24 protein-coding genes and 1 pseudogene are annotated in these 24,987 nt (G+C 33.0%); 4 read left to right on the top strand and 21 right to left on the bottom strand.

The genetic code is table 11. From position 1 onward, the window contains the following. The coding region (locus tag LWW95_08065; protein ID MDL1956981.1) for a nitroreductase family protein at nucleotides 1-334 on the bottom strand (334 nt) is incomplete at its 3' end. Nucleotides 335-932: 598 nt separating this feature from the next. Between LWW95_08065 and LWW95_08060 the strand changes: the two genes are divergently transcribed. Further along, nucleotides 933-1,634 carry a rhomboid family intramembrane serine protease gene (locus tag LWW95_08060; GenBank protein ID MDL1956980.1) on the top strand — a complete coding sequence of 234 codons (702 nt, stop codon included), beginning with the start codon at nucleotides 933-935 and terminating at the stop codon, nucleotides 1,632-1,634. 9 nt (nucleotides 1,635-1,643) lie between these two features. Further along, nucleotides 1,644-2,486, top strand: coding sequence for an ATP-dependent Clp protease proteolytic subunit (locus tag LWW95_08055; protein ID MDL1956979.1), 843 nt, complete (start codon nucleotides 1,644-1,646; stop codon nucleotides 2,484-2,486). Here LWW95_08055 and LWW95_08050 read toward each other — a convergent pair. From LWW95_08050 to LWW95_07975, 16 genes and pseudogenes are all read right to left on the bottom strand, one after another. Beyond that, nucleotides 2,479-3,918: a B12-binding domain-containing radical SAM protein gene (locus tag LWW95_08050; protein MDL1956978.1), complete on the bottom strand. Its 1,440-nt coding sequence runs from the start codon at nucleotides 3,916-3,918 to the stop codon at nucleotides 2,479-2,481. The two genes, LWW95_08055 and LWW95_08050, sit on opposite strands and share 8 nt — an antisense overlap. An 11-nt stretch (nucleotides 3,919-3,929) precedes the next feature. After that, nucleotides 3,930-6,341, bottom strand: a complete 2,412-nt coding sequence (locus LWW95_08045; protein ID MDL1956977.1) for a hypothetical protein — start codon at nucleotides 6,339-6,341, stop codon at nucleotides 3,930-3,932. Then, nucleotides 6,326-7,228 (bottom strand): glycyl-radical enzyme activating protein, encoded by a 903-nt coding sequence (locus LWW95_08040; GenBank protein ID MDL1956976.1) that lies wholly within the window; start codon nucleotides 7,226-7,228, stop codon nucleotides 6,326-6,328. The genes LWW95_08045 and LWW95_08040 overlap by 16 nt, the downstream gene beginning before the upstream one ends. Continuing rightward, the gene (locus tag LWW95_08035; protein ID MDL1956975.1) at nucleotides 7,225-8,124 is read right to left on the bottom strand and encodes an amidohydrolase family protein; all 900 of its coding nucleotides are present in this window, start codon (nucleotides 8,122-8,124) and stop codon (nucleotides 7,225-7,227) included. The genes LWW95_08040 and LWW95_08035 overlap by 4 nt, the downstream gene beginning before the upstream one ends. Beyond that, on the bottom strand, nucleotides 8,121-8,894 hold the full coding sequence (locus LWW95_08030; GenBank protein ID MDL1956974.1) for an SDR family oxidoreductase: 774 nt from the start codon (nucleotides 8,892-8,894) through the stop codon (nucleotides 8,121-8,123). The genes LWW95_08035 and LWW95_08030 overlap by 4 nt, the downstream gene beginning before the upstream one ends. Beyond that, nucleotides 8,891-9,331 carry a polyketide cyclase gene (locus LWW95_08025; GenBank protein ID MDL1956973.1) on the bottom strand — a complete coding sequence of 147 codons (441 nt, stop codon included), beginning with the start codon at nucleotides 9,329-9,331 and terminating at the stop codon, nucleotides 8,891-8,893. The genes LWW95_08030 and LWW95_08025 overlap by 4 nt, the downstream gene beginning before the upstream one ends. A gap of 13 nt (nucleotides 9,332-9,344) precedes the next feature. Beyond that, nucleotides 9,345-10,151 carry a cyclase family protein gene (locus LWW95_08020; GenBank protein ID MDL1956972.1) on the bottom strand — a complete coding sequence of 269 codons (807 nt, stop codon included), beginning with the start codon at nucleotides 10,149-10,151 and terminating at the stop codon, nucleotides 9,345-9,347. Beyond that, on the bottom strand, nucleotides 10,148-10,384 hold the full coding sequence (locus LWW95_08015; GenBank protein ID MDL1956971.1) for an acyl carrier protein: 237 nt from the start codon (nucleotides 10,382-10,384) through the stop codon (nucleotides 10,148-10,150). Before LWW95_08015 ends, LWW95_08020 begins: the two co-directional genes overlap by 4 nt. A 4-nt stretch (nucleotides 10,385-10,388) precedes the next feature. Then, nucleotides 10,389-11,588, bottom strand: a complete 1,200-nt coding sequence (locus tag LWW95_08010; protein MDL1956970.1) for a beta-ketoacyl-[acyl-carrier-protein] synthase family protein — start codon at nucleotides 11,586-11,588, stop codon at nucleotides 10,389-10,391. Continuing rightward, entirely contained in the window at nucleotides 11,585-12,847 is a 1,263-nt protein-coding gene (locus tag LWW95_08005) for a beta-ketoacyl-[acyl-carrier-protein] synthase family protein (protein ID MDL1956969.1), read from the bottom strand. The genes LWW95_08010 and LWW95_08005 overlap by 4 nt, the downstream gene beginning before the upstream one ends. Before the next feature lie 2 nt (nucleotides 12,848-12,849). After that, nucleotides 12,850-13,422 carry a TIGR04076 family protein gene (locus tag LWW95_08000; protein MDL1956968.1) on the bottom strand — a complete coding sequence of 191 codons (573 nt, stop codon included), beginning with the start codon at nucleotides 13,420-13,422 and terminating at the stop codon, nucleotides 12,850-12,852. Between the two features lie 2 nt (nucleotides 13,423-13,424). Then, nucleotides 13,425-14,411 (bottom strand): 2-dehydropantoate 2-reductase, encoded by a 987-nt coding sequence (locus LWW95_07995; protein ID MDL1956967.1) that lies wholly within the window; start codon nucleotides 14,409-14,411, stop codon nucleotides 13,425-13,427. Further along, complete coding sequence (locus LWW95_07990; GenBank protein MDL1956966.1) at nucleotides 14,408-16,240, bottom strand: aldehyde ferredoxin oxidoreductase family protein; 1,833 nt, start codon at nucleotides 16,238-16,240, stop codon at nucleotides 14,408-14,410. Before LWW95_07990 ends, LWW95_07995 begins: the two co-directional genes overlap by 4 nt. A gap of 9 nt (nucleotides 16,241-16,249) precedes the next feature. After that, the gene (locus LWW95_07985; GenBank protein ID MDL1956965.1) at nucleotides 16,250-17,716 is read right to left on the bottom strand and encodes a radical SAM protein; all 1,467 of its coding nucleotides are present in this window, start codon (nucleotides 17,714-17,716) and stop codon (nucleotides 16,250-16,252) included. A 450-nt stretch (nucleotides 17,717-18,166) separates the two neighbouring features. Then, nucleotides 18,167-18,422 (bottom strand): annotated as a pseudogene (locus LWW95_07980) (type II toxin-antitoxin system VapC family toxin). Next, nucleotides 18,419-18,709, bottom strand: coding sequence for a hypothetical protein (locus LWW95_07975; protein MDL1956964.1), 291 nt, complete (start codon nucleotides 18,707-18,709; stop codon nucleotides 18,419-18,421). Before LWW95_07975 ends, LWW95_07980 begins: the two are co-directional and overlap by 4 nt. 289 nt (nucleotides 18,710-18,998) lie before the next feature. On the opposite strand from LWW95_07975, the gene LWW95_07970 reads away from it, so the two are divergent. After that, entirely contained in the window at nucleotides 18,999-19,451 is a 453-nt protein-coding gene (locus tag LWW95_07970; protein ID MDL1956963.1) for a hypothetical protein, read from the top strand. 12 nt (nucleotides 19,452-19,463) lie between these two features. On the opposite strand, the gene LWW95_07965 is transcribed toward LWW95_07970, so the two are convergent. The 3 genes from LWW95_07965 to LWW95_07955 all read right to left on the bottom strand — a co-directional run bounded on the left by LWW95_07965 (nucleotide 19,464) and on the right by LWW95_07955 (nucleotide 21,862). Further along, entirely contained in the window at nucleotides 19,464-20,189 is a 726-nt protein-coding gene (locus LWW95_07965) for a flavodoxin family protein (protein ID MDL1956962.1), read from the bottom strand. An 11-nt stretch (nucleotides 20,190-20,200) separates the two neighbouring features. Further along, nucleotides 20,201-21,403 (bottom strand): FAD-dependent oxidoreductase, encoded by a 1,203-nt coding sequence (locus LWW95_07960; protein MDL1956961.1) that lies wholly within the window; start codon nucleotides 21,401-21,403, stop codon nucleotides 20,201-20,203. A 120-nt stretch (nucleotides 21,404-21,523) separates the two neighbouring features. Beyond that, nucleotides 21,524-21,862, bottom strand: a complete 339-nt coding sequence (locus LWW95_07955; GenBank protein ID MDL1956960.1) for a hypothetical protein — start codon at nucleotides 21,860-21,862, stop codon at nucleotides 21,524-21,526. A 114-nt stretch (nucleotides 21,863-21,976) separates the two neighbouring features. Between LWW95_07955 and polA the strand changes: the two genes are divergently transcribed. Further along, nucleotides 21,977-24,628, top strand: coding sequence for a DNA polymerase I (gene polA, locus LWW95_07950; protein MDL1956959.1), 2,652 nt, complete (start codon nucleotides 21,977-21,979; stop codon nucleotides 24,626-24,628). Here polA and LWW95_07945 read toward each other — a convergent pair. Next, entirely contained in the window at nucleotides 24,625-24,897 is a 273-nt protein-coding gene (locus LWW95_07945; GenBank protein ID MDL1956958.1) for a septum formation initiator family protein, read from the bottom strand. The genes polA and LWW95_07945 overlap by 4 nt on opposite strands. Nucleotides 24,898-24,987: the final 90 nt, after the last annotated feature.

The raw sequence follows: 24,987 nt of genomic DNA, 5'->3' as shown, positions 1-24,987 counted from the left end.
CTAAGGCATGAATGGCCAAAAGCATATTTTGAATACAAGCTCCCATGGCTTGATGATCTTTAACTTCATGATACATGGCATTTTTGTCTACAAAAACAGCGATAATTACTGGCGCTTGTTTAACAATGCCTCCATATTTAGTTTGGACAGCAATTTGTTCTTTGACTTCTTTATCCCAAACAATAGCAAACCGCCAAGGCTGATTATTTAAACCTGAAGGTGCCCAGGTGCCAGCTTTAATAATCTCTAATATAATTTCCCTTGAAACAGATTGATCCGTATACTCCCTAACACTTCTTCTACTATAAATAGCCTTTAAAACAGGATTATCCACTATTATTGTCCTTATTTATAATCTATTTTTATTCAGATTACACTACTTACTTAATGTCTTCAAGATACAGACAGCGATTTAAAAAATAAATTAAAAGCAGAATTCTAACGAACCACTTCAGCAGACGCCGTAAACGGCGCTTAGTTTTTATCCACAAAAATAAAAAGGTAGTTGACAAGATGCAGTATTATAGGTGATAAACTATGAGAACAACATTAAACATAGACGATAAGTTGACTGATAAGGATCAAAATTGACGGGCATCAAAGAAAAAACTAAGTTAGTTAAACTTGGTTTAGAAACCCTACCTATGGCAATTCAAGCGGATCATGAAGAAGTATTGCAATTTATAGAGAATAAACCTCCTTGCATCAGCAGCACTAATAGGAATTCTAATATGGACGTTTGATTAAAAGGCTTAAAAGAATATCTCAAGAAATGGGACTGAGTTTTAATGAATAGAACCATACAAGCAAATGCCATAAAACGGCGCCACTAAATTTTTTACTATTTTGATAAAATAAATTTACGATTTTGAGAAAAGTTCAATTTAATTATTTATTGACTCCAAAATTATTTATTATTATATTGTGTTTGTATGTTTCCTTTAAAGGACACAATTCCTTCTCGCACTTTTCCATGGGTAACAATCTCTCTTATTATTTTTAATGTTTTAGTGTTTTTTTATCAAATTTCACTTGGACCTTATGTAGAAAAATTTGTTTTTATTTATGGTGTAGTCCCAAAAAGATATTTTCTCTATTCTAGTTTAAATTACTTTTTTGATAAATATATACCTCTTTTTACCTCTATGTTTCTGCATGGTGGTTGGTTTCATTTAATTGGTAATATGTGGTATTTATGGATTTTTGGTGATAATGTAGAAGATGCAGTAGGACATAAACGCTTTTTGATATTTTATATACTTTGTGGAATTGGTGCTGCTTTATGTCATATTTATACCCATCCTCATTCTACTATTCCTACTATTGGTGCAAGTGGAGCAGTTTCTGGTGTAATGGGAGCTTATTATGTGCTTTTTCCATATTCTCGAATAATTACCCTTGTTCCTGTTTTCCTTTTCCTTACATTAATAGAGATACCAGCAGTATTTTTCTTATTTTTCTGGTTTATGATTCAATTTTTTAAAGGTACTTTTGCTATTCTTACTCCAGGTATTTTTTATGAAGGAGTAGCTTGGTGGGCACATATTGGTGGTTTTATTTGTGGGATTATTTTAGTATTTTTCTTTAGAAAAAAACGTCGTCGCTGGTTTCCTGACGAATTCAAACCATGGTAGGAGACAAAAATGGGTTTTGGTTTTTTTGATTTACTTTGGATATTTTTTATGGTTTCTGCTATTACTCCTATCATTCAAAGAAAAATGCTTGAAGCCGCTCGTTTAAAATTGCTCCGTCAGCTTGAGAAGAAAAGAAGCAGTCGTGTAATTGCTATGATTCACAGACAAGAAACTATGAGTCTGCTTGGTTTTCCAATTGTTAAATATATTGATATCCAAGATTCAGAAGAAATCTTAAGAGCCATCCGGATGACAGACGCCAATATTCCGATTGATCTCATCCTTCATACTCCAGGTGGATTAGTATTAGCTGCTGAACAAATAGCATTTGCTTTAAAAGCACATAAGGCTAAAGTTACTGTGTTTATACCTCATTATGCCATGTCAGGAGGTACACTTATTGCTTTGGCAGCTGATGAAATTATTATGGACCCTTATGCAGTATTAGGTCCGGTTGATCCTCAATTAGGACAATATCCAGCAGCTTCTATTCTTAAAGTTTTAGAACAAAAAAATTTAAATGATATTGATGATGAAACATTAATTTTGGCTGATATTTCAAATAAGGCAATTAAACAGGTAAAAAAATGTATAAAAAATATCTTGATGGGAAAGATGCCAGAGAAAAAGGCAGAAGAGATTGCGGATTTACTTTCAAGAGGAGAATGGACACATGATTATCCTATTACTTATGAAGAAGCAAAGGAATTAGGTCTGCCTGTCTCTACAAATATGCCAGTAGAAATCTATCAACTTATGAGCCTTTATCCTCAACCTGTACAAAGACGACCTTCTGTTCAATATATACCTGTTCCATATAAAGGTGAAAATCAAAAGAGTAAGGTTAAATAAAAACTTCTCCTTTAATAGCTGCTCTTGTATAATCATTTATTGTTTTTATATAGACTCTAAAAGAAATTCTACAAAATGGATCCAAATTTTTATTAAACAATATTCTTTTTCTCCTTTCCGGATTACTAAAGAATTTATAATTACACCAAGCAGCTAATTTCCCCAATTCTTCTCTTGTTAAATATTTTGTCCTTATCACAGGATGAAAAAAGTCCCATTTGCTTAAATCCCTTTCTTCAATATAAGGTTCAATCTCAGAATACATAGGGATACCTGGTAATGGTGTTAACATTTGAAGAGAAGAGATATCTGGGTCAATTTTATCTAACCTTTCAAATCTCTTTTTAATAGTCTCTTCATCATCATCTGGAAACCCTACCATCCAAGAAATTAAAGTCCCAATATGATTTTCCCTACATTTTGCTACTACTTCTTCTACTTCTTCCACCGTAATCCCTTTCCCAATCTTTTTTAATGTCTTTTCATCTGTTACCTCAAGACCAAATAGACATTGAATAAACCCCGATTTTTTTAAATCTTTAAGTAAATCCTTATCTCTTAAAAAATAAGGCGCTCTTCCCATAAAGAAATATTTTACCTTAAGTCCTCGCTTAAATATCTCTTCTATTAATCCCTCAATCCTTGAACGATAAACATTAAAATCCTCATCCATCATTACTATATATTTCACACCAAATCTTTTTTCTAAAAACTCTAATTCATCTGCCACCCTTTTAGCAGATCTTATGCGATAATGCATCCAATCTTTATTCCCTCTTGGATCATAATTTGTCCAACCTACACAAAAACGACATCCATTTGGACAACCTCTAGAATGATAAGTCTCCATATATTTATACCTTTCCATTGGGAATAAATCATATGCTGGAAGTGGTAAGTCATCTAAATTTTCATATAAAGGGCGATAAGGGGTAACTTTTACTTCATCTTTATCCCAATAAGCAAGCCCTTTTATCGAAGGGATATCTGGCTCTTTCTTACTCAATTCTTTAGCTAATTCAGGCATAGTGACTTCTGTTTCTCCATAAATAATAAAATCAAATTCTTTTGTTTCTTTTAATATTTGGGGAGCATTTGCTCCATAAAAGAATCCACCTACACATATCTTTATATTTTTATTTAATTTTTTAATCAAACTAGCTGTCCTTTTATAACGGGGATGAGTAGCTGCCACACCATTTGTCTGTAAGGCATCTCCCATATAGACCAAGTCAGGCTCTATTTCTTTAATCACATCAAGCATCTTTCTTTCATCCATATCTAATGCCTTGCAATCCAATACCTTTATCTCTATCTCTGGATACCATTCTCTAAGATTTGCTGCCAACTGTGCATGATTTACATTAATAGCAACATGCTTTCCCCAACAAACCCAACTCCCAAGAGGAGGTTGTAAAAATAAGACTCTCATTTTTTCACCCCTTAAAAATTATGTTCTGTTCTTGCAATAATCTCATCCTGAACAGTAGGTGATAAATCTACAAAATAGGCACTAAATCCTGCCACTCTGATTAATAAATCTCTATACCTTTCAGGATACTTTTTTGCCTTTAATAATGTTTCTTTATCAATGACATTAAACTGGATATGATAACCACCTAAATCAGAATAGGTCTTAACAAGACTTAAAAATTTTCTCATTCCCTCTGCTGATTTAAAAATAGAAGGATTCAATTTTATATTAAAAAGCGTAGCTACTGCAGGAGAAGTATTTGCCTTTGTTGCTGATTTTATAAGTGCTGTTGGTCCATTTTTATCTGTACCAGGGTAGGCAGATAAAGAACCATCTGCAAAAGGAGTATAGGCTAAACGCCCATCAGGTGTAGCCCCACAGCCTATTCCATGAAAATAATGGGCAGTCACACCAAGATAAGCAGGGGCTATAGGATGATTAAAGGCATTTTTTTCTTTCATTACAATCTTGCTAATTTCTTTAAATAAATCCCCAAGCATATCATCCACTTCATCAATATCATTCCCATACTTAGGCACTTCTAAACAAATTTTTCTTATTTTACGGTATTCTCCTTCAAAATTTTTCTCTAATGCCTCTTTAAGTTCCTTCATGCTAATCTTTTTTTCTTCATATACTAACTTTTTCACAGCATAAAGTGAATTTACTGTTGTTACCATTCCTACGGGATATGTAGCAAAAAATTGATTATATCTTGCCCCACCACTATGAAGATCCTTTCCTTTAATAATACAATCAGAAATCAAACTTGAGTTAAATAGACAAGGGACAAAGTATGGTCTTATAGCTACCTGACTAATTTTAAAATAACTTACAATAATATGATGGATAAATTCAAATTGTTTAAAAAATGCATTTATAAAATCATTAAAGCTTAAAAATGTTTCAACATCTCCTGTTTCTATACCTATCTTTTTTCCAGTCTTTCTATGAATGCCATTTGTAAAGACCAATTCAAGGCAATGGGGAAGACTAATAAAACAGCCAGCAAATAGGGATGTTTTTCCAGGTATACCCATCTCTACACATCCAATAGGGGCAAACTCAATTACATCTTCTAATGGCACCCCATATAAAGGCAAAACAGAATATGCATAATTCTCACAAAAAATAGCAGGCTTTCCTCCACCTGTAGCAATATCTTCAGCGCATTTAAATAAAAACACTTCATTTATGCAGTCATGATACCTAAGAGAAAGTGTTGGTTGTGGTAATTTTAAGGCTGTATCAACCTCTACGATAAGATGAGATAATTCATTACTTGCATCCCTACCTTTATTATCTCTTCCTCCTATAGTGACATTTTGGAAATTGCTTGTTTGGGTAATGGCTGCTATGGAATACTTTGTTATCCAATGGATGGTATTAAATTTAAGCCATAAACAAGCCAATAATTCGGCTGCCTTTTCCCTTGTAATTTCTCCTTCATCTATGCTTTTTTTATAAAAAGGATATAAATATTGATCCATCCTACCTAAAGAATAACCAAATGAGTTATTTTCTATCTCTACACATAAGTGGATAAACCATAGTGATTGCAAGGCTTCATAAAATGAATTGGCTGGATTTTCAGGCACTTTTGAACAAATCTCTGCAATCTTCTCCAATTCTTTTTTTCTTTCTTTATTTTTTTCATTTTTCACCATTTCTCTCGCTAATTCAGCATGTCTTTTGGCAAAATTAATCACTGCTTCACAAGCAATGATACAGGCATCCCAGAAATAATGCTTATTTAAATCCTCTGTGGTATTTAAAGGTGTTTTTTCTTTCATTTGCTTTATTTCTGAAATAATACCCTTTAATCCCTTATTTAATACTTTTTTAAAATCTACTATTTGACGTCCATGTGCAGAGGGTCTGTCACCTGCAGTGATCCTTGAGATAAAAAGATTTTGCAAAAGATTCCATTTCTCAGAGAAAAAAGTTAATTGCCTATCAAATAAAGTTTTCCCTTTCCAAAATTCAATATCTTTCAATACAGTCTCTTTATCTCCAACTGGAACAAACTTACCTTCTCTTGAAGCAAATTTATCCCATTCTTCCTCTATCCAATCACAGCTATATTCTGGATAAAATGCACCTCCAGAAAGATACTTTGTCGGTGCTCCTACAATGAGTTCATCATCAAAAATCCTTATGCTTTTTTCTTTTAATACCTTATAAAATGCCTTTGCTCGCCTTATATAAATCTGCTCACCATCAGATTGCCGCCAATATTCAGTAAAAATATGATCCCTTTCCCAATCCCCATGAACAGGTGTTTTTCTGATTTTTTCTTTTATCCTTTTTATCCTTTCTGTTAAAATAGCCTCTATGGGAACAATATGCTTTATGTAAGGAAGCCTTATATTATTATGCATTTTAATCCTTTTTCTTCAAAAATTGTTTTTATCTCCTCAAGGGATTTTTTATTAGGTGATTTAATCTTTAAAGGATAATTTATCCCAAGTCTTTCATATTTTCTTATACCTAATCTATGATAAGGAAGGAGATTTACCTCTTTCCCTCCAATTTCTTTTAAAAATCTTGCTGTGGCTTCAATATTTTCTTTTTCATCGTTATATCCTGGGATAATAGGTATTCTAAAAATAGTTGGCACTTTGGCACTTAATAAATTTTTTGCATTATTTAAAATAATCTCATTAGAAACACCTGTTAATTTTTTATGTTTTTCAGGATCAATATGTTTAATGTCATATAGAACCAAGTCGGTATATTCTAAAATCCTTTTTAAAAAATCCCATGATGTATAACCACATGTATCTAATGTGGTGTGGATGCCTTTTTCTTTACAATTTTTAAAAAACTCTAAAATAAATTCAAACTGTTTTGTTGGCTCTCCCCCAGATAAAGTTACCCCACCATTAGAATTGCGATAAAATAAACTATCTTTTTCTACTTCTTGCATTAATTCTTCTATAGTAACAAATCTTCCCACTAATTTAATTGCTTCTTCTTCACATGCATCTATACAAGAATAATTTTTACATCTTTTACACATACGCCGATTAATGTCAATAAATCCATCTTGAAAAATACTAATAGCACCATTTAAACAGGCATCCACACATTTATAGCATTTATTACATTTATTTTTATCATAAAGAATCTCAGGCACAGGTTTTTGCCCTTCTGGATTAGCACACCATATACACTTTAAAGGACATCCTTTCATAAACACAGTTGTTCTAATACCTGGACCATCTTGGATAGAATAACGTTGAATGTTGAAAATCAATCCTTTCATTTTAACAATCTTTTTATATTCTCTCCTAATATCTTTTTCTTTTCTTCTTCAGAAATATTTAATCTTTTTATAGCCTTGATTGAATTGGATATATCAGGATTACCTGGGTAATCGCTCCCCCATAAAATATGATCTGTCCCTACCATCTCAATCGTGCACATAAGGGCAGAATGAGATGTAGTCCCACTTGTATCTACAATGAGTTTTTTTAAATATTCACTAGGCATAGCAAAGATGTCTTTAACTATATTTCTCTTTCTAAGCATTTTATATATGATATCAAACCTCTCTTTGATAAAGGGCATTACCCCTCCTAAATGGGCAAAGATAAATTTTAAATCTTTAAACTTTTTAAATATGCCTGCTACTATCAACTTTCCAATGCACATTGTAGTATCAAACACAAATTCAATGACAGGGGTAAGTAAAGGGTCTTTTATTCTTTCATAACCTATGGGATTTATAATCTGGGGATGAACAAAAATAGGCATGTTTAATGCCTCTAATCTTTCATAAAGAGGATAAAACCTCTCATCATCTAAATATATGCCATCAAAGCTTGTTGCTAAAGAAATAGCTTTAAATCCTAATTTTTTAATACGTTCAAATTCTTCAATCATTTCTTTTTTATCTATAGGCAGAATAGCTGCCCCAATAAATCTTTCAGGGTATTTATTTATTATTTCAGCGATAGCATCATTATAAACTCTAGCTACTTCTTTAAAACCCAACTTTTTATAGGCATCAGTAGTAGGATAAATAAGAAGTGCTTTATCAATCTTGAATTTATCCATTACTTCTATTTGTTTTTCAATATCTCCCCAAATATTTGAGAAAAAATGGGCATTTTCAATAATTTTTTTTGGTAGCCAGTGGGTGTGGGCGTCAAATATCATTTTTTTGGATGCTCCTGCTTATATGGAATGACAGGTTTTGTCCAAGGTGTACGCTGATTAATCACTGAAATCTCCAAAGGACAGACATTTGCCGGTACAGAAAGCGCAAACTTCACTGCATCCTCTATTGCTTTTGTGCCCATAAGACGAGATTTATCCACAGAAATGTCCTTTAATCCTTGGGTTAAAGCTGTATCTGTTACACCAGGTAAAATTGATGTCACTTTTATATTAAAATCCCTTAATTCCCAAAAAAGTCCCTTTCCAAAAGCCCTTAATGCCTGTTTAAGCGAGGTATAGACAATAAAGTTTCTTGGTGGGGGGTCTACTAAGGTGGAGCCAGAGACAATGTTTATAATAGCTCCAGCTTTATTTTTTATAAAATGATTAATAATTAAACGTGTAAGCATTACTGGACCAAAATAATTCGTATATATAAGCCTTGGGATGTCTTCTAATGGTTGTTCTTGAAATGGATATTGACTGCTAATACCAGCACTATTGATTAATGCATCTATCTTTTTAAATTCTTTAATCGCCACATTTACCAGATTTTCTAAATCAGCTTGTTTTGTAATATCACAGGGTACAGGCAATGTCTTTATCTTATATTTTTTAGAAAATTCATTTGCTATTTTTTCAAGCATTTCTTTATTACGGGCAGCAATCACTAAATTCATCCCCTCTTTTGCCAATGTTTCTGCAATCGCCTTACCAATCCCACCAGTTGCCCCTATGATAATAACTGTTTTCCCCTTTAATCCATTCATTTCTTTGCCTCTTTCTCTATCACTTCTTTAAATATCTTTAAATTTTCCCTTGAATGTTTATTAATAAATTCTTCAACCTGTTTATCATTAAATTTTGCCCCCTCTTCCATAGAAAAGTCTTGAATCCAAGTCATAAGTATCCCTTCAGGCATAGGGGTATAAAGCCAAATAATCTTCATGTATTTAAAAGGAAATAGAGGCTCTACTCTCTGGGCATAAGTAAAGTAATAATCTTTAAATAAGAGGCGAAAGGATTGCCAGGAATTTCCTCTATTATCAGTTAATTGAAATGTAATTTTATTCCCTTCCCTTTTTAATATCTTTGCCTCCTTGTATTCACCACCAAATAATTCTGTCCACCTTTCAATGTCATTTGAAATATCAAATACCAAATCATAAGGTGCTTTAATTAAAATAGAATTTACTGTGTGTCCCATTTTTTCCTCCTTTTTATTCAATAATCGCTACAGCCCTTACCCAGGCTGCACTTGCATTTTTTATCTTTATAGGAAAACAAACTACTTTAAAACCATAAGGTTTTGGAATCTTATCTAAATTAGCCAATCTCTCTATATGACAATATTCTTTTTCCCTTCCATAAAAATGGGCAGGCCAAAGATAACTGTTATCCTTTGTTTTTAAAAAATCTCTTATCATCACATGAAAAGGACGGTCAAAACTAAAGGCATCAATCCCAATAACCTTTACATTAAATCCTAAAATATAAGCGACTGCTTCTTTACTCATTCCTGGAAAATGGGAAAAATATTTTTTTGTCCCAAAAAATCTATCTGCCCCTGTACGAATTAACACAATGTCAAAGGGTTTTATTTCATATCCTATTTTTTTAATTGCCTCTTTTATATCTTCTTTTGTAATAAATTCTCCTGGTCTTTTATGAGAAAGGTCTAAAACAACACCATTACCATAACACCATTCTAAGGGAATTTCCTCTATCCTTTTTGCCCTCTTTCCTTGAGTTTTAGGGCCAAAATGATATGGGGCATCAAGATGAGTCCCTGTATGCACTGTTGCCTTTACTTGTTCTAAAGCTAAAAAAGCACCATCTTTAAAAGAAGAATGTGTAATCCTTTCTTTACCTAAAATATAATTTAAAATGCCCTTTATTCCTTTGGAAAGAGCCCATCTCAAACCAAATCGATCCCCACCCCTTTTATGCCCCCATCTCTTTATCTCTACTTTAAGAGGCTCAAAAACACTATCATCTATAGGGAGACTTAAATCTATAATCTTCATTTGATTCTATTCTTCACAATATTTACAACATCACTTACACAATGTCTTTTTTTAATCTCACCATCTTCAATATTAATCTTAAACTCCTTCTCTAATGCTACAGTAAGCTCTACTATTTCTGTAGAATCCATCCCAAGATCATCATTTAGATTTGCTTCTAAATTAACCTCTTCTGGTTTCATGTCAAACAATTTAACAAACAATTTCTTTACCCTTTCTTCGATATTTCCCATAATTTCACCCCCTTTCTATAGTTAAAACAGCATTTATACCTCCTCTACCCCTTGAGATAATAAGTGCCCTTTTAACCTCTTTAGGGCGACTTTTATTAGGCACATAATCCAAATCACATTCTGGATCTTTTGTTTGATAATTTATGGTTGGAGGGATAATACCCTCTTGCATAGCCAAAAGGGCAATAATTACATCAACAGCACCAGCAGCCCCAAGCAGATAACCAAACATAGTCTTTGGCGCACTAACAGGTATCTTTTTTCCAAAAACCTCTTTTATTGCCCTTGTTTCACTTATATCCCCTAACTTTGTTCCCACTCCATCAGCACAGATATAATCAATGTCTGTAGGCTTATAACCTGCCATATCTAAAGCAGCCTTTATTGCCTTTATAAGCCCTTTGCCATTTGGATCTGGCATGATACGGTCAACACCATCACAAAAACTTCCATAACCTGTAATAAATCCATAGATATTTGCTCCTCTTTTTAAGGCATGTTCTACATCTTCTAAGACCAAAATTCCTGCCCCCTCACCTACAACAAAACCATCCCTCTCTTTATCAAATGGACGATAAAGACCTTTTGAAAGTGAACCTTCTGTGCTACAACAAAGTAAAGCATAAGGAGTAACTGGTGCCTCTGTGCCACCAGCAAAGGCAATATTTAATTTTTTATTCTCAATAACCTTTGCTGCATAACCAATAGCCATTAAGGCACTTGCCCTATCTGCAACTACTGTTTTGCTATATCCTTTTATCCCATAAAAAATAGAGATCTGACCTTGAGGGGCAGCTGGAAACCAGGCACTAGCTAGATATGGACTTACACCATCCCTTCCTTCTACATAGAGGTCACGTAATTCTGTCTCAGCATAAAGCCATCCTCCTAAGGCATTCCCTATAAAGATACCTATATTATAAGGATCTTCTTTGGCTAAATTTAAAGATGCATCTTTTATTGCTTGCTCTGTAGCAATTAAGGCAAAGATAGAAAACTTATCTATCTTTTTTAAAAGACGACGAGGGATAGGATTTGTATTTAAATTCTCAATCTGACCTGCTACCTGTGAGGGATATTTTGAGGCATCAAACCTTGTAATAGGAGAAATAAAGGATTTTCCTGCTTTAACATTTTGCCAAAAATCTTCTTTACAAACACCAGGAGGAGCAACAATGCCTATTCCTGTAATCGCTACTTTCATCTTGAGTTCCATCTGCTCAATATCATAGAAGAATGAATGCCAGAGAAACCACTACTAGTTTTAAGAATATGATTGACCCTTTTTTCTCTTGCTTTATTTGCAATATAATCCAAATCACATACTGGATCAGGCACTTCTTGATTTATCGTAGGTGGTAAAATGTCTCTTTCAAAGACCAAGGCACAGGCGACAAGCTCTATACTATTGGCAGCAGCTAAAGGATGACCAATCATAGATTTAAGAGAACTTATAGGAATTTTATAAGCATTTTTACCAAAGACCTTTTTATAGGCATTTGTTTCAAAGACATCATTTTGTTTAGTAGAACTTCCATGGGCATTTATATAATCAATTGATTCAGGAGGTAATTTTGCGTCTTTTAAAGTAAAATTTATACAAGCAGCCATAGCATCACCATCTTCTGGTAAATCTGTCATATGATAGGCATTACAACAGGTGCCAAAACCAGTGATTTCACAATAGATATGTGCACCTCGCTTTAAGGCATGATTTAACTCCTCTAATATTAAAATGCCGCATCCTTCTGAGAGCACAAATCCATCCCTTTCCTTATCAAATGGTCTTGAAGCCTTCTCAGGTTCATCATTTCTAGAAGAAATGACATTTAAAACATCAAAAGCAGCAAAGGTAATAGGGCAAAGTGGTGCTTCTGCTGCCCCTGTAATCATAATATCTGCCTCTCCATTTTGAATGGCTTCATAAGCAAAACCTACAGCATCTGTGCCTGCTGTACATCCAGTAGAAACTGTTGTGCAAATACCCTTTAACTTGTAACGTGATGCTATTTCGCTTGAGGGAGTATTAAACATAGAGGCATCATAAAGGAATGGTCTTGCTTTCCTTGGATCAATAGGTTCCTTTCCAAAATTTGTTACCCTTAAAAATTCTTCTTCCATATATCTTGTGCCACAGATAGCATTGGCTAAACAAACTCCAATCCTTTCTTTTTCCTCTTTATTTAAAAGCAGCTTTGCATCTTCTATAGCCATCTCTACACAAGCTACAGCAAATTGCACATAGCGATCCATCCTTTCTACTTCTTCTTTGGTAAGCCCAAAGTAAAATGGGTCAAAATCTTTTATCTGAGCCGCAATCTGGGAATGAAATTGAGAGACATCAAAATCAGTTACCTTTCTTATTGCTGATTTGCCATAGACCATACCTTCAAAGAATGCCTCTTTACCAATACCATTGGGGGAAAGAACACCTATCCCTGTAACAACCACTCGTTTTTTCATAATTATTCCACCCTCCTTACCTTGAACCTAATATTTGCATTATCTGGACAGGTTACCCTGGCATTGGCATTTTCATCTTCAAATGGGAATTTTGCCCCAAAATTTAAGGCAAAAAGCACAGGGAAAAGGGCATTATAAGCCCCTCCACAAAAATCCTTTGGTGTTCTAAGTCCAATGACTTCGATTTCATCCCCTACTTTATAACCATAAAAACACTTTCCCCTTACTTCTTCTATGCTAATAATCATCTTCTTTGGTTTTGGTCCAGATTGTTCTTTTTTTTCCCTTATTTCTATTTCGCCTGTTTCAGTCAGCACCTGAGTAAAAAACTCTACCCTTCCTCCATCAGGACAACTTGTATGGATAGAACGAGGATTTTCTTCAAATGGAAATTCTGCCCCAAAGGTTAATGCATAAAGACAGGGGAATATGACTGTTGCTGCACCTTGACAAAAACCTTCAGGAGTTTTAGTAAAATCTTCAAAGATAAATTTATCTCCTACTTTATAACCCCGATAACATTCTCCCCTTACCTTTGTTACTGTCACTAAAAATTGCGGAAACTTTAATTCCATCTTTACCTCCTAAATTCATTTAAAATTTCTTCTGACTTAAAAAATTCACCTCTTTTTTCTACTGCATGCACCATCTCTACTACTTTTTTATTTAAAGGTGCGTCTATCCCTATCTTTTCACTCAAAGAGGCTATCTCTCCATTGATATAATCAATCTCTGAAGGTCTTTTTCTCTTTATGCTTTGAAGGATTGAGCCATAAAGTGGTTCTTTACTTAAATTTTTCATAATGTTTGAGAATATTCTTGCTGATTCTTCTAATGGCATATTTGTCAATGCATAAAGCCTTTCTAAAGGGAAATCTGGTAGAGATTTTAATTTGATTCCTGCCTTATCAATTACTGTTAATGCTTCTTTTAAAAGACGAATACTTAATTTACAAATCTCTAAGTCAGAAAATGTCTCTTGCATGCTCTTTCCGATTAAGGCAGGAAGACAATTATTTAGGTTTAAAAAGAGTTTTAACCATTTCATTTCTTTTATTTCTTCTGTAATATGGATAGAAAATGCCTTATTTAAAAGATTTGCTAATTTTTCCACTTCTTCATCATTTTTAGAAAATGCCTTACCAATAATCCAATCTCCTTCAAAGTTATGTAAAATCTTTCCTGGAGAAAGATATGTTGCCCCAAACATAACAACACTTCCGATAATCTTTTCTTTTGGGATATAGTTTGAAAGAATTTCTTCTGCCCTTACACCATTTTGTACTGTAAGGATGGGGATATTTTTTGGGATATCGTTTAAGACTGAAGGGATATCTTGTGTTTTAATAGCCAAAATAATAAAGTCTGCATTATTTTTTAATTTATCTTCAACATTAATTGGAATAACCAATTTTCCTCTTACCCCTTCTATAAAAAGCCCATTTTCTTTAATCGCTAAAACATCCTTTTTCTTACCAATTAAGGTAATATCAATCCCTTCTTTACTAAGATAACCAGCGACTAAACCGCCTATTGCCCCTGCACCAATAATAGCTATTTTCATTGACTTAAACCCAAACGTTTTATTGTCTCTTCTAAAGGCTTACCTTCTTTATCAAAGCCACGGAGCTGATAATATTCATCTAGCATTTGCTCAAATTTTTCTTTATCTAGCCTTAATCCATTTAAGGGTTCAAAATACCTTTGTGGTGGAAAATCATCTTTTCTTCTTATTCCCTCGCGCACAATAAACATCCTTTCTAAGGTGACAATTCTTTCTCCTATTTCAAAGATTTCTTCAGGTGTTAAATCAAGACCAGTAGCATAGTGAATAAGTTTTGAGAAAAATTCAAAATTAAACAGACCAGGACGACAATGAAAGGCAATAAGTTTACAGAGTCCTAAAGCATCAAATAAAGAAAGATATGTTTCCCACCACCAAATAACCCTACCCTTCCCTTCATAACTATGTGGATTAGCAGAGACATACCCACCATAAATGGCTTTTAATTGTTCTTCAGAAAGACCATAGGCCTCCCAAGTAGGGCGACTTCTTAAATGGTCAGAGCCCCTTGAAGCAACAGCATTTCCTAGGGCATAGGCAGGAAGATATCTTAAATCTACAGGGTCTGATTGAGGTAAATATTTTGTCCAGATAAGATATTTAGCTGTTCCTTCACCTAATTTTTTTATAGCTTCCTTTGCACCATCTGCTAAAAGATTGCCAAATCCATCTCTATGGGCAATCTGATGGATTAACTCTATAATAGCTTCTTCATTTCCCCAATCAAGCTTTAGCCCATTTGTTAATTTTTCATCAATGACACCCTTTTTAAATAATTCAATAGACCAGGCAATAAGATTTGATGTTGAACTGGCATCTAGACCATAGCGATTTATTAAATTATTTATATAAAGGATTGTTTCTAATCTTTTTATGCCCAAAACCGGACCAAAACTTGCTAAGATAGTATATTCTGGCCCTTCATTGCTTATTTTTTCTGTTTTGTATCTATGCTGACAGGTTACTGGACAGGAAAAACAGCCTGCCTTCCCTTTGTAATATTTTTCTTTTAATACCTCAGGTGAGATATCTTTATTATCAAATTTCATAGAAAGCCCATTATGGACTCTTCCCATACCAATCTTTTGATTAATCAGTTTAAAAAGATGGGCAGTGCCAAATTCACTGAGTACATTGACTAAAGGCTCTTCTTTTAGCCTTTTTTGAAGAAATTTTAATAAATCATTAAATCCATTCTCATCCTTTGGCTTTATTGATTTTTTACCATTTACCACAATTGCCTTTATCTTTTTTGCTCCCATAAGACAGCCAAGTCCTGTCCTTCCAGCAGCATTTTTTTTCCTATTAATGATGCAGGCAAAGCGCACCAAATTTTCACCAGCAATACCAATAGAAATAGATTGGCTTGAAGGGCCATAGCGTTTTTTTAAAATGGTATTAGTTTCTATAGTGTCTTTTCCCCATAAATCTTTGGCATCCTTTACTTCAATGCCTTTGTCATCCAAATAAATATATACAGGTTCTTTAGCTGCACCTATAATGAACAAATAATCAATTCCTGTCTTTTTCATAAAGGCACCAAAATTGCCTCCTATGTTTGCATCTCCTAAAAGACCTGTCTCAGGTGATTTTCCAGAAATATTGCATCTAGAAGCACCTATGCCCTTTAATCCAGTTAAAAGTCCTAAACCAATGATAAGGGGATTTTTTGGTGAAAAGGGATTTATTTCAGGTGTAACCTGATTATAAAGCAAATAAATGTTTATTCCACGTCCACCCAAAAACTTTTTGGTTATTTCTAAAGGGATTTCTACAATCTCGGTATCTAATCTATCTAAATTCAAATAGGCAATCCTTTGTGGTAACATTTTTTTCTCCTAAACCAATATTTCTCCTTTTGTAGCAGCCCCTTCAAAACGCCTAAGATTATCTATCTGATCCTTAAAACACAGTTTAGCTAAAGGATCATAATTACTCTCCATAATCCGCTTAATCCTTTTAGGATTGCTAAAAAACTGCTTTATTCCCCAGGCAGCTAAACGTCCTATATCTTCTATAGATAAATACTTTGTAGGCATAACAGGATGCTGAAAATCCCATAGTTTTAAATCTATATGATTGGGGTCAATCCATCCTCTTTTAACAGCGCTTTTCCAGATAGGTGAGCCAGGAGGTGGTGTAACAAAACCTATCCAGATAATGTCTGGGTCAATTTCATCAGCAAAGGCACATCTCCTTTTAATTACCTCTTCATTATCATCTTCAAACCCAACAAGTAATGTGCCTACAGTAGCAATGTCATTTTCCCTTAAAATATCAATGGTTTCTTTTACCTGAGAAGTGGTTATTTTTTTACCAATTTTCTTCAGTTCTTCATCACTTGCCACTTCTATTCCTACCAAACCCATAAAAAGACCTGCTTCTTTCATCAAAGGGATAAGCTCCTTTTGCCTTACCCAATCTCTTGCTATGCCAAGCATTACCCATTTTATGGAAAGGTTTCTTTTTAAAATCTCATCGCATGTCTCTTTTAGTCTATTTAAATCCACATTATAGGTATCATCCTGAATAACTACTACCTTTACGCCATATTGTTTTTCTAACACTTCTAATTCATCTACTACCTTTTTGGCAGACTTAGCCCGCCAAGTAACAAAGTCCTTTGGTGTGCGTGGATCAAATTGGCTCCATTCATAACAAAAAGAGCAGGCATTAGGGCAACCACGGGAGGTGATGATTTCTACAAAGGGTTTCCAATAGGTATGCCCCACATATTTATCCATGGGGAAGAGATCATAGGCAGGAAGAGGCAGTGTATCTAAATCTTTAATCAATTCACGATGAGGCCCAAGCACTATCTTTCCATCTTTTCTAAAAGCAAGACCAGGGATATTTTCTAAATCCTTACGTCCACTATCTAAGGCAAGGAGCAATTCTTCTACAGTAAGCTCTGCCTCACCTACATATACAAAATCTATCCATGGATTCTGTTCAAGGGTTTCTTTAAAATATCCAGAATACCAAAGACCACCAACAACAATCTTTGTCTTTGGACAAGTTTCCTTTATCAAGCGTGCAGTTTCATTGAAATACCACATCACCGCAAATCCACCATAGGAATGCACCATATCTCCTAGAATCACAATATCAGGTTTATTTTTCTTTACCTCTTTAAGCATTTCTTCAGTACTCATATCTAAAGCACGTGCATCTAATACTTTTATTTCACCAATATTTTTTTCTCTTAAATATGCACCAAGCTGAGCATAAAGCTGATTTGGCGCCTTATGTATCCCATGAGAAGCCCAAGCACCTACACGTGGCATCACAAATAATATCCTCATTCATGCCTCCATAAAAATTTATTAATAAAAATTTACTAATAAAGTTTAAATAGTAAATTTTTTCTAAATTGTCAAGAGAAATTTTATGAGGAGACAAAATGTTTATTAACAGGATCCTTATTTATTTTTTTACACTAAAGTACATTTCTCTTTGCTACATAGGCTTTGAAAGCGTATGAAGAAGGAAAAACAGAAATTTTGGACTTAGATAAATTATGATATCAAGAACTACGAAAGATTTTTAATTTTGGATAGGTTCTCATAATGATTATGAAAAAATTATCAAAAGAGTTAGGAGTCAACTATAAGCACCACAACCTTACCCACAATTGGGATGCTATTTTTGGTGCTATAAAAAGAACATACTGAGAATAAGTTTGATGAATTTTCCTCAAATTCAATGCAGCTAAAGCTTCTTTTTTATCATCCGTATTACCCACTTTGTATCATTTAAGGATTGAGAAGATTTAATCCAAATTTTACATATTTTTTAAACTCTTTATCACCTGAAACTAGTGTCATTTTCCGAAGAATAGCTTGCCATATCAGCATTCTATCAAATGGATCTTTATGTAATCGTGGAAGTTTATGGAAAGAGGAGGCTTCTCTAGGAGCGTGTTATCAATAAGTTGTATATTTTTTCAGATAATCTTTCCGGGTTAAAAAGAGACCATAAAACAGTGTGTGTATCAAGAAGATATTTCATGAAATCAGTTCTTCATCAGATATATCAAAATCTGACTTAATAATACATTTCCCTTTATTTTTTAAGATACCAAGCTTCCTTTCTGCTTTTTCTGTAGGAACAAACGGCTCTATTAGAATTATCTCCCCTGGTCTTTCTAAATACAAATAACCTTTTTTTCTTAACCAGTTTCTTAGCTGATGGGTTGTACCCATAGGAAAACCTTTTCTTCTTGCGTACTCTTTTAATGGTATTAACCTAGCTTTATTATCTTTATCTTTTATAGCAACAAAATGGGAATTACGCACAATTTACTCCTTTTAATTATAACAAGTTTGTTAACAAAATAATATAAATTTCCCATTAAATCAAGATATTAAATTAAATTTGTTATGTATTCTGTAAAATTTGAAGTTTTTGGTGGTTTTTAATTTTCATACCACATCCTTTATGTCTCACATAAAAATTTGTAAAAAAGCGTTAAAAAATAAGGCATTACTCCAAAATATTGATTAACTAAATTAATTATTTTTTAATAATTTGACTAAATTCTTGCATTCTTTTATTATTAAAGAATAAATATAGAGGTAAATTAAGATGATGTGGTTTGAATTTTCAAAAAAATTTCCTGAAATGATGGAAGAAAAAGGTTGGGCATTATATAATTATGAGAGTGGACTTTTTTCTTTAAAATACATGGAAGAAACAATTTCTCGTGGTAAAGTAAGGCTTTTGGAAATAAAAAAAAGATATCTTGTTCTTCCTTATGCTGAATCAGATTTATTAACAGATATTCTTTTTCTTATAAAAAAAACAGCAGAACCTCCTTGTTATCGACAACCACAAACTTCTCTTATATATCCAATTGATTCTTTAAGAGTTGTTACTCCTGGCATTATGCAAATTCTTATTGATTTTAGACTTTTTTCTTTATTTAATCCTGATTGGAAAGGGTCACTTCCCTTAGTAACTTTGCCATTTTTTATGTTAAAAGAAAAAGAAATAAAAGAAAGATTCAATTCCTGGGCTCCCAAATTTCCTTTAAAATAGTTATAAATTAATTTAAAGTTTTGTCCGGTATTTTATGCGCTGGAATACTTCAGACTTACAGGCTCTATAAACCCATTTTCCTACTGCACGAGCCATGTCAATAGCGCATTCATTTTCCTCATAACTAGGAAAATCCCTATCAAAAAAAGCCTTTATTTTTTCATTTGGGACAGAAAATTTACCATCTATACTATAGATATTTTTTATCTCTGGGTCTAAAAGGGAAATACCTGCACAGGCAACTGGTGTTGCTCCTAAGGCTTTTAAAATATGAAGTGGACCAAATAAGGCTCCTTCCAATCCAATAGCAGCTGCGACAGTTAAATTTCCTATTGCCTTCCCTGAAAAGGGATTGTTCTTTGCAGCTTTGATTTTTAAACCTGTTGCCTTTGCCCTTTCAAGTTCATGGAAAGGTCTTGTTCTTTGAAGTAGATTAATAATAATGGCAGGTGTTTGATATGCATAAACAGGATAAGAAAAGATTATGCCCTCTGCTTCATCTATCTTAGCAAAGATTTCTTTTGCATCGTCTTTTGGATCTTCAAGCAAAGGACATAATTTGCCACAAATGCAGAAATTACATGCTAAGCATGGTTTTATGCGATAATTTATAAGCCTAATTAATTCTGTTTCTGCCCCTAATTCTTCAGCGGCTTCAAGTGCCCTTTTTAAAAACCACTCACTTGCTGATTTTATATTCCCTCTCTTGTTTGTTCCACATATTCCTAATATTTTCATTTCTAATTTCCTTAACTTGCTTTCTCTTTAGCAATGATATTTGCTACTTTTTTTGCAGTATAAACACAGGATTCAAGATTTGGGAAACGATAAAAGTCTCCTATAACAAAGGCATTTTTTACATTGGTGACCACATCTACAATTTTTCCTCCTGGTGGCATGACTCCAATGGCAGGTGACCAACCAAGACGTTCAATAATTTTATATTCCTTAAACACTGCACTTAGATCTGCATCACGGCGGTAAAGAAGAACAGCACAAATAGAACGACCATCTGGCAAATGCTGCATTTCACCACCATGAATACCATGCTTATTGTCTACTTTAGGAAAGATAATTAATTCATATGAACGATATTGTGGACAAACAGCTTCTATAATATATCCTACTGTCTTAGCGGCCGGGACTTTAAAATCTATCTCTGGCATAATGTTTTTTACTGTTCTTTGGCCTGTAGCAAAGACACAATACTCATAATAACCTTCAAATTCAGCTACTTTCTTTTCTTTTCTTTTTACTTTTACCATAAAACCTTTTCCTTGCTCATAACGCACTTCAGTTATATGCGTATTTACTTGTACACTATCTCCTAATCTTTTCTTTAATTGCATGGCTACCTCACCCATGCCTTTTATTGGTGTAAAGGTAGGGGTAATAGAATAGGCAATAGAAAATAATCCTTTATCTGCTGCTAGCTCATGGGGTTCAACGTATTGAAAGCTGGCATAAAGTTGGGCAAGATAATTTATCATTTTATCAGTAAATTTCATTTTTTTACAAAAATCATAAAGAGACATATCATGCCATTTAAGAAGGCGTTCATCAGGGGCAGTATAATCAAAGTTAAGTGTTTGTACTAATTGCTGTAATTCCCCCCATAATTTGATTTCTTCTAAACTAAACAATCCACTTTCCAGCAATCCTTCTTTATTTAAACGAATAATTTTATCACCAATTTGCACAACAAACTTAGATTTTTCCATTTCTCTATAAGGAACCCCCAATTCATGAATTAGGGAAGTAAAACATGGATTGAGTTTTTTAGAAAACATTAAAGCTGCCCGATTAATGTAAACTCCATCAATTTTTAAAGTAGAAAATCTACCTCCTACTTCTTTTTTTCTTTCATATACAACAACATCCAAACCTTGTTTTTTAAGGAAGTAAGCACAAGATAGACCTGCAATTCCCCCACCTATAACTGCAATAGACATTATTTCTCCTTTAATAAAATTTTAATATTAAGTTTTTATCATAGAGTCAAGTTAAATGTCAAGACATTTATTAATTTAGTGAAGAGGGGTGTAAGATAGGATAAGATATTTTTTGTCTCATTAGTGCTTTGTAACTGCAGCAGATGAAATGTCATATTCTTGTGAGATTGATACTTGTTTTTCAGCCTCAGTCATAGGTAAACTAGCTAACATAAAATCAATATCTTCAAGAGTTAACCAGATACCAAAATAGCCACCAAATGCAATAAAAAATAAATTTGTTCCGTTTTCTTGAGCATCTTTTTTAATCTTTTGTAAAGCTCTTACAAAAGTGATTTTTTCAGCTTTACCGTGTAAATAAAAAGTAAATCGCCCTTCAGCCATTGTTAGAGCATAGTCTTCATCCCCTCTATCTGTCCTACATCTAATACGCCATCGGTCATTTTCTGCAATTAGCATTTTTAGCCTCCTTAAAGTTATTCTATTATAAATTTCGGAATTATTTAAAAATTTGTCCGATTGTATAAAATTTACAATCTTGACAATCAACAATACATTCCTTAAAAATTGGCTGTGTTAAAACGGCTTTTCCTTATAGATGGTAGTTCCTATATTTATCGTGCTTATCATGCAATTACCCCTCTTTCTACTTCAAAAGGTTTTCCTACACATGCCATTTATGGTGTTACAAATATGCTTTTAAAGATAATGCGAGAAAAAGAGCCAGATTATATTGCAGTAGTATTTGATGCCAAAGGCCCGACTTTTAGGCATAAAGAAAGTCCTACTTATAAAGCCAATCGTCCACCAATGCCAGATGATTTAACTCAACAGATTCCTTATATTAAAAAGATTATTAAAGCCTTTGGTATTCCTTCCTTAGAAAAAGAAGGTTATGAGGCAGATGATTTAATGGCTACTCTCTGCCAGCGATTTTCCAATAAAAATATAGAGATTATTCTTGTCTCTGGAGATAAAGATTTAAGACAACTTCTCTCTGATAAAGTAAGACTCTGGGATTCTATGCAGGACAAGGTTTTGGAAAAAAGAGATATTCTTGCCCAATATAAATTACCTCCTGCCCGCCTTAAAGAAATAATGGCTATTACTGGTGATAAAATTGATAATATCCCTGGAGTACCTGGTGTAGGAGAAAAAACAGCAATTAAATTACTTCAAGATTTTGGTTCATTAGAAAATCTTTTAAATAATCTTGATAAAGTTAAACCTCAACGTTTGCGTGAAAACCTTAAATCACACAAAGAACAGATTTTAAAAAATTTAAAACTTGTTAGTTTAGATGCATCTGTGCCGCTAGAAGTGAAACTTGAGGATTTACGTCCAGGTCCTAAAGATTTTGAAACTTTAAAAAAATTATTTGAAGAACTTGAATTTCGTAAATTTTTGAAAGAACTCTATCAACCTCTTTCTAAGGTAAATTATAATTATATCCTTAAAAAAGAAGATTTAGAAGAGTTAGTTGAGAAACTAAAAAAAGCAAAAGAAATCATTTTTAATCTAAAAACAACAAATAAAAGTATTGTTGGTTTTTCTTTTTCTTATCAACTAGGAGAAGCTTGGTATATTCCTGTGGGACATTTTTATTTGCTTGTTCCCAAACAGTTGTCTTTAGAATATGTGCTAGAGAAAATAAAACCAGTATTAGAAAATGAAAAAATATTAAAAATCGGACAAGATATAAAATATAGTATTTTAGTTTTACGTCAACATGGCATTAAACTTAAAGGCATCTCTTTTGATACCATGATAGCAGCCTATGTACTTAATCCTGGACAGAGTAATTATAATTTAGAGGAACTTGCCCAAATTTACCTTAAAATAAGAAAAAAAGATTTTAAAGAAATTATTCGAGAGGGTCGTAAAGAAATTCCTTTTTCTCAAGTAAAGATTGATGTTGCAAGTGATTATGCATGTGAAGAAGCAGATGTAATTTTGAGGTTAAAACCTATTTTAGAAAAAAAATTAAAAGAATCTAATCAAGAAGAGCTTTTTAAGCAGATTGAAATGCCTCTTTTATCTGTACTTGCTGATATGGAATGGTGGGGAGTAAAAATAGATGTAACTTATTTAAATCATCTTTCTCGCATTTTTACTGATAAATTGCGGAATATAGAAAGGCATATTTTTGAATTAGCTGGAGAGGAATTTAATATTAATTCACCTACCCAATTAAGACATATTCTTTTTGAAAAACTTAAATTACCAAGAATAAAGAAAACAAGAGGTAAAACCGCTTATTCTACTGATGCTGAAGTATTAAGTGAACTTGCCTTTATTCATCCTTTACCTAAAGAAATTCTTAATTATAGAACTATAATGAAACTTAAATCAAGTTATGTAGATGCTTTGCCTCACTTAATTGATCCTAAGACAGGTCGTATTCATACTTCTTATAATCAAGCAGTAACAGTGACAGGGCGTTTAAGTAGTAGTGAACCAAATTTACAAAATATTCCAACTAGAGGAGAAGAAGGAAAAAGTATAAGGAAGGCATTTATTCCTGAATCAGGCTGGTTTTATTTAGCAGCAGATTATTCACAAATTGAACTGCGCATACTTGCTCATTTATCTGAAGATAAAGCATTACTTGATGCTTTTTATCATGATAAGGACATTCATACTCATACTGCGGTTGAAATTTTTAAAGTAGCTCCTGAGGCAGTTACAGAAGATATGCGAAGACAGGCAAAGGTGATTAATTTTGGAATTATTTATGGTATGAGTCCTTATGGACTTTCAAGAGAATTGGGAATAGATGTAGGTTTGGCGAAGGTATATATAGAAGAATACTTTAAACGTTATTCAGGAGTTCAAAGATACATTGAACATACATTAGAACAAACAAGAAAAAAAGGCTATGTAGAAACATTATTTAAACGTAAAAGATTTATTCCAGAAATAAATAGTCGAAATAGCACAATGCGTAAGGCAGGAGAAAGAATAGCTATTAATACTCCTATTCAAGGCACTGCTGCTGAGATTATTAAATTGGCTATGATTAAAATTTGGAGACTTATAAAAGAAAAAAAATTAAAAACAAAAATGATTATGCAAGTTCATGATGAATTAATTTTTGAGATACCACCAGAGGAAGTAGAACAATTTTCTTCTTTATTAAAAGAAACTATGGAAGGTGTTGTCAATTTGAAAGTACCTTTAAAAGTCAATATAAAAATAGGAAAAAATTGGGCAGATGTAAGTTAAGGATTTTTTATAAAAAGCATAATTTCATCTTCTTCTGTAAGTCCCATTACTTCTCTAATTACTGCCTTTAAATAAACAGGATCATTTTTAAGACGATCAATTCGTTTTTTTAAAATTTCATTCTCCTTTATTAACTGTTGGTTTTTTTGATAGATTTCTTTTTGAGTTTGTTTTAAACGATAAAAGTCAAGGTAACCATTTTTACCAAAAATGAGCCATATTAAAGAGATAATAAAAATAATAATTAATACTAAAATTTCTTTTTTCATTTTTTTTCCTATAACATAAATTCAGTTGAATTGGAAGTATTATGTAATTTTTTATTACTTGACAAGCTAAAAAGTGATTATAGAATTTTG

It is taken from the genome of Candidatus Desulfofervidus auxilii (assembly GCA_030262725.1).
Classification (GTDB): Bacteria; Desulfobacterota; Desulfofervidia; order Desulfofervidales; family Desulfofervidaceae; genus JAJSZS01.
The sequence above is the reverse complement of the archived record's forward strand: the minus strand, read 5'-3'. Positions and strand labels throughout refer to the sequence as shown.

Bases quoted from the DNA above. Each gene is read 5' to 3' on its own strand.
- LWW95_07990 (MDL1956966.1), bottom strand. From the start codon at position 16,240: ATGTTACCACAAAGGATTGCCTATTTGAATTTAGATAGATTAGATACC.
- LWW95_08060 (MDL1956980.1), top strand. From the start codon at position 933: ATGTTTCCTTTAAAGGACACAATTCCTTCTCGCACTTTTCCATGGGTA.
- LWW95_07970 (MDL1956963.1), top strand. From the start codon at position 18,999: ATGATGTGGTTTGAATTTTCAAAAAAATTTCCTGAAATGATGGAAGAA.
- LWW95_08020 (MDL1956972.1), bottom strand. From the start codon at position 10,151: ATGAAGATTATAGATTTAAGTCTCCCTATAGATGATAGTGTTTTTGAG.
- LWW95_08030 (MDL1956974.1), bottom strand. From the start codon at position 8,894: ATGAATGGATTAAAGGGGAAAACAGTTATTATCATAGGGGCAACTGGT.
- LWW95_07945 (MDL1956958.1), bottom strand. From the start codon at position 24,897: ATGAAAAAAGAAATTTTAGTATTAATTATTATTTTTATTATCTCTTTA.
- LWW95_08035 (MDL1956975.1), bottom strand. From the start codon at position 8,124: ATGATATTTGACGCCCACACCCACTGGCTACCAAAAAAAATTATTGAA.
- LWW95_08040 (MDL1956976.1), bottom strand. From the start codon at position 7,228: ATGAAAGGATTGATTTTCAACATTCAACGTTATTCTATCCAAGATGGT.
- LWW95_08025 (MDL1956973.1), bottom strand. From the start codon at position 9,331: ATGGGACACACAGTAAATTCTATTTTAATTAAAGCACCTTATGATTTG.
- LWW95_08005 (MDL1956969.1), bottom strand. From the start codon at position 12,847: ATGAAAAAACGAGTGGTTGTTACAGGGATAGGTGTTCTTTCCCCCAAT.
- LWW95_08050 (MDL1956978.1), bottom strand. From the start codon at position 3,918: ATGAGAGTCTTATTTTTACAACCTCCTCTTGGGAGTTGGGTTTGTTGG.
- LWW95_08015 (MDL1956971.1), bottom strand. From the start codon at position 10,384: ATGGGAAATATCGAAGAAAGGGTAAAGAAATTGTTTGTTAAATTGTTT.
- LWW95_07965 (MDL1956962.1), bottom strand. From the start codon at position 20,189: ATGAAAATATTAGGAATATGTGGAACAAACAAGAGAGGGAATATAAAA.
- LWW95_08045 (MDL1956977.1), bottom strand. From the start codon at position 6,341: ATGCATAATAATATAAGGCTTCCTTACATAAAGCATATTGTTCCCATA.
- LWW95_08000 (MDL1956968.1), bottom strand. From the start codon at position 13,422: ATGGAATTAAAGTTTCCGCAATTTTTAGTGACAGTAACAAAGGTAAGG.
- LWW95_08010 (MDL1956970.1), bottom strand. From the start codon at position 11,588: ATGAAAGTAGCGATTACAGGAATAGGCATTGTTGCTCCTCCTGGTGTT.
- LWW95_07955 (MDL1956960.1), bottom strand. From the start codon at position 21,862: ATGCTAATTGCAGAAAATGACCGATGGCGTATTAGATGTAGGACAGAT.
- LWW95_07985 (MDL1956965.1), bottom strand. From the start codon at position 17,716: ATGAGGATATTATTTGTGATGCCACGTGTAGGTGCTTGGGCTTCTCAT.
- LWW95_07995 (MDL1956967.1), bottom strand. From the start codon at position 14,411: ATGAAAATAGCTATTATTGGTGCAGGGGCAATAGGCGGTTTAGTCGCT.
- LWW95_08055 (MDL1956979.1), top strand. From the start codon at position 1,644: ATGGGTTTTGGTTTTTTTGATTTACTTTGGATATTTTTTATGGTTTCT.
- LWW95_07960 (MDL1956961.1), bottom strand. From the start codon at position 21,403: ATGTCTATTGCAGTTATAGGTGGGGGAATTGCAGGTCTATCTTGTGCT.